The following is a 12764-nucleotide window of genomic DNA, read 5'->3' on the forward strand; positions in this document are numbered from 1 at the left end:
CACTACCCTCCGTACCGCAGATACCTCCGCCGCTTCGCCCGGAACGCCGTCAGGTCCGCCCGCCACGCGGCCACCACCGCGTCCGTGTCCGCTCCCGCGTCGATCATCGTGCGGACCTTGGTGTTCCCGGTGAGCTTGTCGATCCAGTTGTCCGGGCGCCAGGCGAAGCCGCTCCACGTCTCCTTCGCCGTCACCAGCAGAGCGATGCCCGTACGGACCGGGTCGAAGGCCTCCCGGTCCTGGACGTGCACCTGCACCCCGCCCACCGTCTTCCCCTGGAACTTGGAGAACGTCGGCGCGAAGTACGCCTCCCGGAACGCGACCCCCGGCAGCCGCAGCGCGTTCGCGGCGGCCGCCCAGCGGCGGTCGATGCCCTCCGCGCCGAGCAGTTCGAACGGCCGCGTGGTGCCCCGGCCCTCGGAGAGGTTCGTGCCTTCGAAGAGGCAGGTGCCGGAGTAGACGAGGGCCGTCTCCGGCGTCGGCATGTTCGGGCTCGGCGGCACCCACGGCAGCCCGGTCGTGTCGAAGAAGTCCGACCGCCGCCACCCCTCCATCGTCACCACCTCCAGCCGCACCGGATTCTCGTGCAGGAACTCCGCGTTGAAGAACAGCGCCAGTTCCGCCACCGTCATCCCGTGCGCCTGCGCGATCTCCCGGCGCCCGACGAACGTCGCGTACGCCGGATCCAGCACCGGACCCAGCGCCGCCCGCCCGGTCACCGGGTTCGGCCGGTCCAGCACCACCAGCCGCTTGCCCGCCAGTGCGGCCGCCTCCATGCAGTCGTACAGCGTCCAGATGTACGTGTAGAAGCGCGCACCCGCGTCCTGGATGTCGAAGACGACGGTGTCCACGCCCGACGCGGTGAAGATGTCCGCGAGCGGCTGCCCGCTCTTGAGGTACGTGTCGTAGACCGGCAGCCCGGTCGCCGGGTCGTCGTACCGCCCCTCCGAGCCGCCCGCCTGCGCGGTGCCCCGGAAGCCGTGCTCGGGTCCGAAGACGGCGGTCAGGTTCACCCGGTCGTCCGGATGCATCACGTCGACGATGTGCCGTACGTCGGCGGTGACCCCGGTCGGATTGGTGACGATCCCGACCTTCTGGCCCCGCAGCAGCCGGTAGCCGTCGGCCGCCAGCCGGTCGAAGCCGGTGCGGACGCGACCGCGCCCGTGCCCGGGGCCACGGCCGGAGGCGGCGGCCCCACCGGTGCCGGCCGCCGTCGCCGCCAGCGCTCCCACGGCGCCTCCCGCGGCCAGCACACCACGTCGGGACAGGCTCATTCCGCTACCTCCATGATCGCGCCGACTGTCATGGCCACGCACGCTAGCGCGGGTACGGGCCGCACGGAACGACCCCGGCCGCGCCGATTCCCCGAGCCGGACCCCCGCCCCCGCCGACCTGCCCCGGGGCGCTTCCCGGCCCTTCCCCGATCACATACCGACCGGTTAGTCTGCCGGTGCGGCAGGACCGGACGCAGACGGACGGAAGGCGGTACGACGATGAGCACGGCGGATACGGCGCGAGGCGCCGGCGTAGTGGTCACCGGGGCCGGAGGCGGCATCGGCGCCGCTCTCGCCCGCAGGTTCGCCGAGCAGGGCGCGCGGGTGGTCGTCAACGACCTCGACCTCGCGCGCATCGAGCCGCTCGCGAAGGAGATCGGCGGGACCGCCGTCGCCGGAGACGCCTCCGGCATCGTGGAGGCGGCCCGGGACGCGCTGGACGGCACGGTGGACATCTACTGCGCCAACGCCGGACTCGCCTCGCCCGGTGACGCGTTCGCCGACGAGGAGGTCTGGGCCGCCGCCTGGGACGTCAACGTGATGGCCCATGTCCGGGCGGCCAAGGCCCTCCTGCCGGACTGGCTGGAGCGCGGCAGCGGCCGGTTCGTCGCCACCGCGTCCGCCGCCGGACTGCTGACGATGATCGGCGCGGCCCCGTACAGCGTCACCAAGCACGGAGCGGTCGCCTTCGCCGAGTGGCTCTCGCTCACCTACCGCCACCGCGGCATCAAGGTGCACGCCATCTGCCCGCAGGGCGTACGGACGGACATGCTCACCGCCGCCGGTTCGGCCGGCGAGCTGGTCCTGGCTCCAGGAGCCATCGAGCCGGACGCCGTCGCCGACGCGCTGTTCGACGCTATGGCGGCCGACCGCTTCCTGGTCCTGCCGCACCCGGAGGTCGCCGGGTACTACCAGGCGCGCGCCGCCGATCCCGACCGCTGGATGGGCAACATGAACCGCCTCCAGCAGAAGTGGGAGGAGGTGAGCGGCGCATGACCGACACAGCTTCCGGCGGCTCCCGGTACGCGGCCAAGCCGTGGCTCGCTCTGCTCAGCGACGCCCAGCGCGCCCGGACAGCCCCGCTTCCGACCGCTGTCCACGCCTTCCGGGCCGCCGTCGCGCGGGCCCCGGAAGGCCATCCGGCCCTCGCCTACTTCGACGGCCGCCTGACCTACCGCGAGGTCGACGCGCTCTCCGACTCGGTCGCCGGACACCTCGCCGCCCGGGGCCTGCGGCGCGGCGACCGGGTCGCGATCATGCTCCAGAACAGCCCGCACTTCGTCCTCGCGCTCCTCGGCGCGTGGAAGGCCGGAGCCACCGTCGTACCGCTCAATCCGATGTACAAGTCCGGCGAGGTCGGCCACGTACTGAAGGATGCCGGGGTCACCGCGCTCGTCTGCTCGGACCGGGCCTGGGCGGCGTACCTGCGGCAGACCGCCGAGGAGGCCCCGGACCTCACCATCGCGCTGACCGCCTGCGAGCTGGACCTCCAGAGCGAGAACGACCCCCGCGTCCTCGGCTTCGAGCGGCTCCCGGCACCCGGCCCGGACGACCTCGCCGACGACCTCCTCACCGCCGCCCGCGCCGGCCACCCGCCTCCGGACGGCCGGGAGCTCGGCCCCGAGGACGTGGCGCTGATCAGCTACACCTCCGGGACCAGCGGCACTCCCAAGGGCGCCATGAACTCCCACGCCAACATCATGGTCAACGCCGAACGCCAGCGCACCGGCCACCCCGTCGCCGAAGGGGCCGCCTACTTCGCGCTCGCGCCGCTCTTCCACATCACCGGCATGGTCTGCCAGCTCGCCGCCTGCATCGCCAACGCGGGCACGCTGGTCCTGGCCTACCGCTTCGAGGCGGGCGTCGTCCTCGACGCCTTCGCCGCCCACCGGCCCGCGTACACGGTCGGCCCCTCCACCGCCTTCATGGCCCTGGCCGCCCACCCGGACGCCACACCGGACCACTTCGCCTCCTTCCAGGTGATCTCCTCCGGCGGCGCCCCGCTGCCGCCCGTGCTGGTGGAGAAGTTCCGCGCCGGCTTCGGCCCGTACATCCGCAACGGCTACGGCCTCACCGAGTGCACCGCTCCCTGCGCCTCGGTCCCGCCCGAGCGCGAGGCTCCGGTGGACCCGGTCTCCGGCACCCTCTCCGTCGGCGTGCCCGGCCCCGACACCGTCGTACGGATCCTCGACGAGACCGGGCAGGAGGTGCCTTTCGGGGAGCAGGGCGAGATCGCGGTGCGCGGGCCGCAGGTCGTCTCCGGCTACTGGAACCTGCCCGAGGCCACCGAGGCCGCCTTCCCGGACGGCGAGCTGCGCACCGGTGACATCGGCTTCATGGACGCGGCGGGCTGGCTCTACGTCGTCGACCGCAAGAAGGACATGATCAACGCCTCCGGCTTCAAGGTCTGGCCGCGCGAGGTCGAGGACGTCTTGTACACCCACCCGGCGGTGCGCGAGGCGGCGGTCGTGGGCGTGCCCGACCCGTACCGCGGCGAGACCGTACGGGCCTATGTCAGCCTGCGTCCGGGCACATCCGTCGAACCGGGCGAGCTGGGGACGTACTGCAAGGAAAGGCTCGCCGCGTACAAGTATCCGCGCGAGGTGGAGATCCTGGCCGAGCTGCCGAAGACGGCGAGTGGGAAGATCCTCAGGCGGGAACTGCGTTCCTCCCGTTAGAACCTCGTCGAAACAGCGAACGCACGGTATGAAAGGCAGGTGGCGGCTCATGGCCAAGGCGACGGAGCAGAACGGCACTCCCGTCCCTCAGAGGCTGCTGGCCACCGCCACCCGGCTCTTCGCCGAACGCGGGTACGACCGCACCTCGGTGCAGGAGATCGTCGAGGCGGCGGGCGTCACCAAGGGCGCGCTCTACCACTACTTCGGCTCCAAGGAGGACCTCCTCCAGGAGGTGTACGCCCGGGTGCTGCGGCTCCAGCAGGAGCGGCTCGACGCCTTCGCGGACGCCGACGCACCGGTCGAGCGGCGGCTGCGCGACGCGGCCGCCGACGTGGTCGTCACGACCATCGACAACCTGGACGACGCCGCGATCTTCTTCCGCTCCATGCACCACCTGAGCCCGGAGAAGAACAAGCAGGTACGGGTGGAGCGCCGCCGCTACCACGAGCGGTTCCGGGCGCTGGTCGAGGAGGGCCAGCGCAGCGGCGTGTTCTCCACGGCCACCCCGGCCGATCTGGTGGTCGACTACCACTTCGGCTCGGTCCACCACCTGTCCACCTGGTACCGCCCCGACGGCCCGCTCAGCCGCGAACAGGTCGCCGACCACCTCGCGGACCTGCTGCTGCGCGCTCTGCGCCCGTAACACGCCACCGCCTGCGCGGCGCTGTTCAGGGACGGTTGCGCGCTTTCAAACACGGTTCGGTGTTCGTTAATAGAACTGACATGTCCGTTTTCCGCTCTTGACGGAACACTGTCACCTCATTGACCATCGGTCACGCATCGCACCGGCCACCGGCCCTGCGGTGCGCACCACCAGCTCCAGGACCCGGCCGTACGTTCCACGCGGCCGGGTACCCCCCGCACGTTCCGTCAGTCCCCGAACGGAATCCGGAGCCCCACCATGAGACCGAACCGCCTCACCCTGCGCAGATCCCCGGCGGCCGTCGCCGCCGTCGCCCTCGCAGCCCTCCTCGGCACCGCCGCGCCCACCGCGCAGGCCCTGCCGGCCACGACCGCCGCCGTCGCGGCGGCGCCCGACATCCCGCTGGCCAACGTCAAGGCCCACCTCACGCAGTTCTCGACGATCGCCGCGAACAACGGCGGCAACCGCGCCCACGGCCGCCCCGGCTACAAGGCGTCCGTCGACTACGTGAAGGCCAAGCTCGACGCGGCCGGATACACCACCACGATCCAGCAGTTCACCTCCAGCGGCGCCACCGGCTACAACCTCATAGCCGACTGGCCCGGCGGCGACCCGAACAAGGTCGTCTTCGCCGGAGCCCACCTGGACTCCGTCTCCTCCGGCGCCGGCATCAACGACAACGCCTCCGGCTCGGCCGCCGTCCTGGAGACCGCACTCGCCGTCTCGCGCGCCGGCTACAAGCCCGACAAGCACCTGCGGTTCGCCTGGTGGGGAGCGGAGGAGCTGGGCCTGATCGGCTCCAAGTACTACGTCAACAACCTGCCGTCCGCAGAGCGTTCGAAGATCTCCGGCTACCTCAACTTCGACATGATCGGCTCGCCGAACGCCGGCTACTTCGTCTACGACGACGACCCGGTCATCGAGAAGACCTTCAAGGACTACTTCGCGGGCCTCGGCGTGCCCACCGAGATCGAGACCGAGGGCGACGGCCGCTCCGACCACGCCCCGTTCAAGTCGGCGGGCGTTCCCGTCGGCGGCCTCTTCACCGGCGCCAGCCGCACCAAGACCGCGGCTCAGGTGCAGAAGTGGGGCGGAACGCAGGGCCAGGCCTTCGACCGCTGCTACCACAGCTCCTGCGACACCACGGCGAACATCAACGACACCGCCCTGGACCGCAACAGCGACGCCGCCGCCCACGCGATCTGGACCCTCTCCGCGGGCTCCACGGGCGAGCCGCCCACCGGCACCGTCTTCTCCAACGACGCCGATGTCGCCGTCCCGGACGCCGGTGCGGCCGTGACCTCCTCGGTCACCGTCTCCGGCCGGACCGGCAACGCGCCGGCCGCGCTCCAGGTCGGCGTGGACATCAAGCACACCTTCCGCGGCGACCTCGTCATCGACCTGCTGGCACCGGACAACACAGCTTTCCGGCTGAAGAACTCCAGCAGCGGCGACTCGGCGGACAACGTCATCACGACGTACACCGTCAACGCCTCCGCCGAGGTGGCCAACGGCGTCTGGAAGCTCCGGGTGCAGGACGTCGCCCGCCAGGACACCGGCTACATCGACAGCTGGAAGCTCACCTTCTGACCGTGACGTGACCCCGGTGCGGCCCGCTCCCCAGGAGCGGGCCGCACCCGGTTTCTCACACGTACCGCTTGATCTCCCGCCGCGCCAGCGACCGCTGATGCACCTCGTCCGGCCCGTCCGCCAGCTTCAGCGTCCGCGCCGAGGCCCACAGCTCCGCCAGCGGGAAGTCCTGGCTCACTCCGCCCGCGCCGTGCAGCTGCACCGCCGCGTCCAGGATGTCCACCACCGCGCGCGGAGTGGCGATCTTGATGGCCTGGATCTCCGTGTGCGCGCCCTTGTTGCCCACCGTGTCCATCAGCCAGGCCGTCTTCAGCACCAGCAGCCGCAGCTGCTCCACCGTCACCCGGGCGTCCGCGATCCAGTTCTGCACGACGCCCTGCGAGGCGAGCGGCTTGCCGAACGCCGTACGTGTCACCGCCCGGCGGCACATCAGCTCGATGGCCCGCTCCGCCATCCCGATCAACCGCATGCAGTGGTGGATCCGTCCCGGACCCAGCCGCGCCTGCGCGATGCCGAAACCGCCGCCCTCCTCGCCGATCAGGTTCGCCGCCGGCACCCGTACGTCGTGGAAGACCACCTCGGCGTGGCCGCCGTGCGAGTGGTCCTCGTACCCGTACACCCGCATCGCGCGCCGCACCTCGACGCCCGGCGTGTCACGCGGCACCAGGATCATCGACTGCTGGCGGCGGAGGTCGGCGCCGTCCGGATCGGTCTTGCCCATCACGATGAAGACCGCGCACTCCGGGTTCATGGCACCGGAGATGTACCACTTGCGGCCGTTGATGACGTAATCACCGCCGTCCCGCACGATCCGCGTCTCGATGTTCGTCGCGTCCGAGGACGCCACCTCCGGCTCGGTCATCGCGAACGCCGAGCGGATCTCTCCGGCCAGCAGCGGCTCCAGCCACTGCTTCTTCTGCTCGTCGGTGGCGAACTGGAAGAGCACCTCCATGTTGCCGGTGTCCGGCGCCGCGCAGTTCAGCGCGGTCGGCGCGAGGTGCGGGGAGCGGCCGGTGATCTCGGCGAGCGGCGCGTACTGGAGGTTCGTCAGCCCGGCCCCGTACTCCGCGTCCGGCAGGAAGAGGTTCCACAACCCTTGCCGCCGCGCCTCGGCCTTCAGCTCCCCGACGATCGCGGGCGTGTCCCACGGCGAGGCGAGCTGGGCCCGCTGCTCCTCGGCGACCGGCTCGGCCGGATACACGTGCTCGTCCATGAAGGCGAGCAGCCGGGACCGCAGCTCCTCGGTCCGGGCGTCGAATGCGAAGTCCATGGGTGGGTCAGCCTTCCTGGAGGGTGGTGAGGCCGTGCTCGATGAAGACCGGGACCAGATCGCCGATCCGGTCGAAGCCGGCGCCGACGGTCTGGCCGAGGGTGTAGCGGTAGTGGATGCCCTCCAGGATCACGGCGAGCTTGAACCAGGCGAACGCGGTGTACCAGGAGATGGCGGAGGTGTCCCGGCCCGAACCGGCGGCGTACCGCTCGATCAGCTCGGCGGGGGAGGGGTGGCCGGCGGCGCCGCTGGTGGTGGAGACCGGGGAGTGCGGCAGGTCCAGCTCGGAGCTGTACATGACGAGGAGCCCGAGGTCGGTCAGCGGGTCGCCCAGCGTGGACATCTCCCAGTCCAGGACGGCGTTGATGCGCTCGTCCGGGCCGAGCAGCACGTTGTCCAGGCGGTAGTCGCCGTGGACGACGGTGGGCGCGGGCGAGGCGGGCAGCTCGCGGCCGAGAGCGGCGTGCAGCTCGTCGATGCCGGCCAGCTCGCGGTTGCGCGAGCCGTCCAGCTGCTTGCCCCAGCGCCGCAGCTGCCGGTCCAGGAACCCTTCCGGCCGCCCGAAGTCCCCGAGCCCGACCGCTTCCGGATCCACCGCGTGCAGGTCGACCAGCGTGTCGACGAGCGAGAGGACGGCGGCCCGGGTGCGCTCGGGGCCCAGCGGCGCGAGCTGCTCGGCGGTCCGGTACGGGACGCCCTCGACGTGCTCCATGACGTAGAACGGCGCACCGAGCACCGCCTCGTCCTCGCAGAACAGCACCGGCTCCGGCACCGGGACGGCGGTCGGGTGCAGTGCGCTGATCACGCGGTGCTCGCGCTTCATGTCGTGCGCGGTGGCCAGCACATGGCCCAGCGGCGGCCTGCGCACCACCCAGCGGCCGGTCCCGTCGGTGACCGTGTACGTCAGGTTCGAGCGGCCGCCCTCGATCAGCCGCGCCTCAAGAGGCCCGCGCACCAGCCCGGGGCGCTCGCGGTCGAGGTGTCCGCGCAGCAGCTCGGGGTCGAGACCTGGTGGGGGGACGGGACTCATGGGGCCTACCTCCGGGGCGATGGAACGAGCGGCGACCGTGACCACGATCGCTGACCATGATGCCGACCAGTCGGTATGTCGTCCAGTGAACTCCCGTAATCGGGCTCCGGAAGCCCGTTCCGCCCCTGATGGGGCACGCATCGCTGAACGCGGTTCATGCACGCGTACCCTCTGAGTTGCGTCCGCGCCGACCTGCGCGGAAGGTCGAGGGATGAAGGCGATCAGCTATCACGCGTACGGCTCGGCGGACGTCCTGAAGTACGGCGAGCGGCCCGATCCCAAGGTCGGCCCGGACTCGGTCCTGGTGAAGGTGCGGGCCGCCGCCGTCAATCCGGTCGACTGGAAGGCCCGCGAGGGCTACCTCCAAGGCGGCCTCGAAGCCGTCTTCCCGGTGATTCCCGGCTGGGACGTGTCCGGGGTCGTCGTGGAACCGGGCATCGCCGTCGACGAGTTCGCGGTCGGGGACGAGGTGATCGGATACGTCCGGGAGGACTTCCTCTCGCGCGGCACGTTCGCCGAGTACGTCGCCGCACCCGTCCGCACCCTCGCCCGCAAGCCGCTCAGCCTCAGCTTCGAGGAGGCCGCCGGGCTGCCGCTGGCCGGGCTCACCGCGTACCAGGTGCTGCACCGCACGCTCAAGATCCGCGACGGCGACACCGTCCTCGTCCATGCGGCGGCCGGCGGGGTCGGCTCGCTCGCGGTGCAGATCGCCCGCCATGAGGGCTGCCGGGTCGTCGGCACCGCGAGCGAGCGCAACCACGAGCACCTGCGGAGCCTCGGCGCCGAACCCGTCGAGTACGGCGACGGCCTCGCCGACCGGCTGCGTGAGCTGGTCCCCGACGGCTTCGACGCCGCCTTCGACACGGTGGGCGGCGAGGCGCTGCGGGTCTCGGCCCAGACGCTGGCCGAGGGCGGGCGGCTCGCCTCGATCGCGGACGGCGAGGTCTTCTCGTACGGCGGCCGTTACGCCTTCGTCCGGCCCGACGCCGCCGACCTGGCACAGCTCGCCGAGCTGGCCGAGCAGGGCATCGTCACCGTCCATGTGGACCGCGTCTTCCCACTGGAGCAGGCGGCCGAGGCGTACCGCCTCAACCAGGAGGGACGGACGCGCGGCAAGATCGTCGTCACGGTGGACTGGGACGGCTGAACAACCACCAGGCGCACTCAGAACAGCATCGCCACGGCGAACACCGCGAACGCCACCGTGCACAGCGCCGCCGTCAGCGCCCCGCGCGCGACGAGCGGCTCCGGACGCGCCGCATCCAGGCGCCGCACCCTCAGATGCGCCACCGCCAGAAGCCCCAGCCAGGCCACCGCGGTCAGCGCCGCCGCCACCAGCGCGGCCGGAGTCGCACCGCTGTGCAGCGCCTGCCGCCCGGCGAGCAGCGCCACCACCGTGGCGGACAGTGTCGTACGCCGCCACGCGAGCCGGGTCCGCTCGGGCTGCAATCCCGGGTCACGGTCCCGTACCGCCGTCACCGGACCTCCCAGCCGAAGAGGACCACCACCACCATCGCCACGGCCACGACGGCGACCACGATGCCGAGCACCGTCGGGAACCGGGAGACCGGCAGATCCTCGCCGCGCCGCATGGCCCGCTCGCACCGCACCCAGTGGTTGACCGCCCGCAGCGCGCACAGCACACCGGCGGCCAGCAGCCCGAGCGCGAGCCCCGCCCGCACACCCCAGGCCAGCTCCGGCAGGAACTGGTCCACGGCGAAGCCGCCGCCGATCAGCGCCAGCGCGGTCCGGATCCAGGCGAGGAACGTCCGCTCGTTGGCCAGCGAGAACCGGTAGTCCGGCGTGGACCCCTCGTCCCGGATCCGCTGCGGCGCGAACCACAGGCGTACGCTCTGCGCGATCTTGTTCACACAGGGCACCTTACGAGGTCAGAGCGCCCGGAACTCCCGCAGCCGCCGGTACGCCTCCACACCGTCCGGCACCCACAGCCAGTCGCCGAGCCGCATACCCAGCTCTGCGTCGTCCAGGAAGGTGTGCCAGGCGACCTCCTCGGCCTGCGGCGAGACCGGAAGCTCGCACCGCACCTGGTAGACGGCCGACCACCAGGTGTGCTTGCCGCCGGTGTAGAGGAACCGGAACAGCGGCTCGGGCTTCGGCAGCCCGGACACTCCGAGCTCCTCCTCCGCCTCGCGCAGCGCCGCCTCGTCGTAGGACTCGCCGGCGCCGACCACTCCACCGACGAACATGTCGTGATACGACGGGAAGACCAGCTTGGTGGCCGTCCTGCGGTGGACGAAGACCCGGCCCTCCGCGTCCCGTGCCTCGATGAAGACACAGCGGTGGCGCAGGCCCCGGGCGGTCGCCTCACCGCGCGGCGCCTGGCCGACAACCTCGTCGTTCTCGTCGACGATGTCCAGGATCTCGTCAGAAGGCGTCATGCGTTTCATCCAACAGCACCCGGGTGGTTGACGTGGCAGCGGCCGGTACCCAAGATCTGACGCACGGGTAACTTGTCTCCCCGCAGCCCCTCCCCGCTCCTCCCCGACAGGATGGAACCCATGGCGTACGACGCTGATGTGATCGTGATCGGGGCAGGGCTCGCCGGACTCGTGGCCACCGCCGAACTGGTCGACGCCGGCCGTTCCGTGATCCTCCTCGACCAGGAGCCCGAGCAGTCGATCGGCGGACAGGCCCACTGGTCCTTCGGCGGCCTCTTCCTCGTCGACTCGCCCGAGCAGCGCCGGCTGCGCATCAAGGACAGCCGCGAGCTGGCCCTCCAGGACTGGTACGGCACCGCCGGGTTCGACCGCGAGGAGGACCACTGGCCGAAGAAGTGGGCCGAGGCGTACGTCGACTTCGCGGCCGGAGAGAAGCGCTCCTGGCTCCACCAGCAGGGCCTGCGGATCTTCCCGGTCGTCGGCTGGGCGGAGCGCGGCGGCTACGACGCGATGGGCCACGGCAACTCCGTACCGCGCTTCCACATCACCTGGGGCACCGGCCCCGGCGTCGTCGCGCCCTTCGAGCGCCGGGTGCGCGCGGGCGTCGCCAAGGGGCTCGTCCAGCTGAGGTTCCGCCACCGGGTCACCGGTCTCGCGCGCACGGCCGGTGCGCTGGACACGGTCACCGGCGAGATCCTGGAGCCGAGCGCGGCCGAGCGAGGCACCGCCAGCAGCAGGGAGGCGACCGGCACCTTCGAGCTGAAGGCCCAGGCGGTGATCGTCACCTCCGGAGGCATCGGCGGCAACCACGACCTGGTCCGCTCGCAGTGGCCCGAGCGCCTCGGCACTCCGCCCGAGAAGCTGCTCTCCGGCGTCCCGGCCCATGTCGACGGCCTGATGCTGGGCATCGCCGAGGAGGCGGGCGCGCACCACATCAACCGGGACCGGATGTGGCACTACACCGAAGGCATCGAGAACTGGAACCCGATCTGGTCCAAGCACGCCATCCGCATCCTGCCCGGACCCTCCTCGCTCTGGCTCGACGCCCGAGGCAAGCGGCTGCCGGTCCCGCTCTTCCCCGGCTTCGACACGCTCGGCACCCTCGAACACATCATGAAGTCCGGCCACGGCTACACCTGGTTCGTGCTCAACCAGCGGATCATCGGCAAGGAGTTCGCGCTCTCCGGCTCCGAGCAGAACCCGGACCTGACCGGCAAGTCGGTACGTGACGTGATCGGCCGGGCCCGCGCGGACGTGCCCGCACCGGTCAAGGCGTTCATGGACCACGGCGCCGACTTCGTGGTGCAGAAGGACCTCGACGCTCTGGTCCGCGGCATGAACGCGGTGACCGGCGACGGCCTGATCGACGCGGCCGAGCTGCGCCGCGAGATCACCGCCCGCGACCGCGAGATCGCCAACCCCTTCACCAAGGACCTCCAGGTCACCGCGATCCACGGCGCCCGCGCCTACCTCGGCGACCGCCTGATCCGTACGGCGAAACCGCACCGCATCCTGGACCCGGCGGCGGGCCCGCTCATCGCCGTACGCCTCAACATCCTGACCCGCAAGTCCCTCGGCGGCCTGGAGACCGACCTCTCCTCCCAGGTCCTCACCGCCGACGGCACTCCGCTCCCGGGCCTGTACGCGGCCGGCGAGGCGTCCGGTTTCGGCGGCGGCGGAGTCCACGGCTACCGCTCGCTGGAAGGCACGTTCCTGGGCGGCTGCATCTTCTCGGGCCGAGCGGCGGGCCGGGCAGCGGCGAAGGCTCTTTAGGCTCCCTTGCACAGCGGACCGGGCCCGATCCTCAAGCCCCTCCCGCACACAGCGGACCGGGCCCGCGTATCAGGCCCCTCCGGCGATCGAGGAGCGGGGCGCGGGGC

The 12764-nt window shown here is 71.5% G+C and carries 12 protein-coding genes; 6 read left to right on the plus strand and 6 right to left on the minus strand.

Annotated elements, in window-relative coordinates; translation table 11 throughout:
* Positions 1–2: 2 nt before the first annotated feature.
* Positions 3–1274, minus strand: a complete 1272-nt coding sequence (locus ABZ267_RS23175; RefSeq protein WP_356754732.1) for a DUF1343 domain-containing protein — start codon at positions 1272–1274, stop codon at positions 3–5.
* Between the two features lie 219 nt (positions 1275–1493).
* On the opposite strand from ABZ267_RS23175, the gene ABZ267_RS23180 reads away from it, so the two are divergent.
* The 4 genes from ABZ267_RS23180 to ABZ267_RS23195 all read left to right on the plus strand — a co-directional run bounded on the left by ABZ267_RS23180 (position 1494) and on the right by ABZ267_RS23195 (position 6185).
* Positions 1494–2270 carry an SDR family oxidoreductase gene (locus tag ABZ267_RS23180; RefSeq protein WP_356754734.1) on the plus strand — a complete coding sequence of 259 codons (777 nt, stop codon included), beginning with the start codon at positions 1494–1496 and terminating at the stop codon, positions 2268–2270.
* Complete coding sequence (locus ABZ267_RS23185; protein WP_356754736.1) at positions 2267–3952, plus strand: AMP-binding protein; 1686 nt, start codon at positions 2267–2269, stop codon at positions 3950–3952. The genes ABZ267_RS23180 and ABZ267_RS23185 overlap by 4 nt, the downstream gene beginning before the upstream one ends.
* 49 nt (positions 3953–4001) lie before the next feature.
* A complete protein-coding gene (locus ABZ267_RS23190; protein ID WP_356754738.1) occupies positions 4002–4595 on the plus strand; it encodes a TetR/AcrR family transcriptional regulator in 594 nt (197 codons plus the stop codon).
* A gap of 258 nt (positions 4596–4853) precedes the next feature.
* Positions 4854–6185, plus strand: coding sequence for a M28 family metallopeptidase (locus ABZ267_RS23195; RefSeq protein WP_356754740.1), 1332 nt, complete (start codon positions 4854–4856; stop codon positions 6183–6185).
* A gap of 55 nt (positions 6186–6240) precedes the next feature.
* On the opposite strand, the gene ABZ267_RS23200 is transcribed toward ABZ267_RS23195, so the two are convergent.
* Together ABZ267_RS23200 and ABZ267_RS23205 are read right to left on the minus strand one after the other, a co-directional pair.
* On the minus strand, positions 6241–7455 hold the full coding sequence (locus ABZ267_RS23200) for an acyl-CoA dehydrogenase family protein (protein ID WP_356756448.1): 1215 nt from the start codon (positions 7453–7455) through the stop codon (positions 6241–6243).
* Positions 7456–7462: 7 nt separating this feature from the next.
* Positions 7463–8485 carry a phosphotransferase family protein gene (locus ABZ267_RS23205; protein WP_356756450.1) on the minus strand — a complete coding sequence of 341 codons (1023 nt, stop codon included), beginning with the start codon at positions 8483–8485 and terminating at the stop codon, positions 7463–7465.
* A 211-nt stretch (positions 8486–8696) separates the two neighbouring features.
* Here ABZ267_RS23205 and ABZ267_RS23210 point away from each other — a divergent pair, with 211 nt between their 5' ends.
* Positions 8697–9632 carry an NADP-dependent oxidoreductase gene (locus ABZ267_RS23210; protein WP_356756452.1) on the plus strand — a complete coding sequence of 312 codons (936 nt, stop codon included), beginning with the start codon at positions 8697–8699 and terminating at the stop codon, positions 9630–9632.
* A 17-nt stretch (positions 9633–9649) separates the two neighbouring features.
* On the opposite strand, the gene ABZ267_RS23215 is transcribed toward ABZ267_RS23210, so the two are convergent.
* Genes ABZ267_RS23215 through ABZ267_RS23225 form a run of 3 tightly spaced genes read right to left on the minus strand, consistent with a single transcriptional unit; the run spans position 9650 to position 10884 of the window.
* Positions 9650–9964, minus strand: coding sequence for a DUF202 domain-containing protein (locus ABZ267_RS23215; protein WP_356756454.1), 315 nt, complete (start codon positions 9962–9964; stop codon positions 9650–9652).
* The gene (locus ABZ267_RS23220) at positions 9961–10356 is read right to left on the minus strand and encodes a DUF202 domain-containing protein (protein ID WP_356756456.1); all 396 of its coding nucleotides are present in this window, start codon (positions 10354–10356) and stop codon (positions 9961–9963) included. The genes ABZ267_RS23215 and ABZ267_RS23220 overlap by 4 nt, the downstream gene beginning before the upstream one ends.
* An 18-nt stretch (positions 10357–10374) precedes the next feature.
* The gene (locus ABZ267_RS23225; protein ID WP_356756457.1) at positions 10375–10884 is read right to left on the minus strand and encodes an NUDIX domain-containing protein; all 510 of its coding nucleotides are present in this window, start codon (positions 10882–10884) and stop codon (positions 10375–10377) included.
* A gap of 120 nt (positions 10885–11004) precedes the next feature.
* Between ABZ267_RS23225 and ABZ267_RS23230 the strand changes: the two genes are divergently transcribed.
* On the plus strand, positions 11005–12657 hold the full coding sequence (locus ABZ267_RS23230; protein WP_356756459.1) for an FAD-binding dehydrogenase: 1653 nt from the start codon (positions 11005–11007) through the stop codon (positions 12655–12657).
* The last annotated feature ends 107 nt before the right edge of the window (positions 12658–12764 follow it).

This window comes from Streptomyces sp. NPDC006174 (genome assembly GCF_040614075.1).
Classification (GTDB): Bacteria; Actinomycetota; Actinomycetes; order Streptomycetales; family Streptomycetaceae; genus Streptomyces.

What these genes read in the sequence shown, in the direction of transcription:
- ABZ267_RS23175 (WP_356754732.1), bottom strand. Translation starts at nt 1,274, where the DNA reads ATGAGCCTGTCCCGACGTGGTGTGCTGGCCGCGGGAGGCGCCGTGGGA.
- ABZ267_RS23180 (WP_356754734.1), top strand. Translation starts at nt 1,494, where the DNA reads ATGAGCACGGCGGATACGGCGCGAGGCGCCGGCGTAGTGGTCACCGGG.
- ABZ267_RS23200 (WP_356756448.1), bottom strand. Translation starts at nt 7,455, where the DNA reads ATGGACTTCGCATTCGACGCCCGGACCGAGGAGCTGCGGTCCCGGCTG.
- ABZ267_RS23230 (WP_356756459.1), top strand. Translation starts at nt 11,005, where the DNA reads ATGGCGTACGACGCTGATGTGATCGTGATCGGGGCAGGGCTCGCCGGA.
- ABZ267_RS23190 (WP_356754738.1), top strand. Translation starts at nt 4,002, where the DNA reads ATGGCCAAGGCGACGGAGCAGAACGGCACTCCCGTCCCTCAGAGGCTG.
- ABZ267_RS23210 (WP_356756452.1), top strand. Translation starts at nt 8,697, where the DNA reads ATGAAGGCGATCAGCTATCACGCGTACGGCTCGGCGGACGTCCTGAAG.
- ABZ267_RS23205 (WP_356756450.1), bottom strand. Translation starts at nt 8,485, where the DNA reads ATGAGTCCCGTCCCCCCACCAGGTCTCGACCCCGAGCTGCTGCGCGGA.
- ABZ267_RS23195 (WP_356754740.1), top strand. Translation starts at nt 4,854, where the DNA reads ATGAGACCGAACCGCCTCACCCTGCGCAGATCCCCGGCGGCCGTCGCC.
- ABZ267_RS23185 (WP_356754736.1), top strand. Translation starts at nt 2,267, where the DNA reads ATGACCGACACAGCTTCCGGCGGCTCCCGGTACGCGGCCAAGCCGTGG.
- ABZ267_RS23225 (WP_356756457.1), bottom strand. Translation starts at nt 10,884, where the DNA reads ATGACGCCTTCTGACGAGATCCTGGACATCGTCGACGAGAACGACGAG.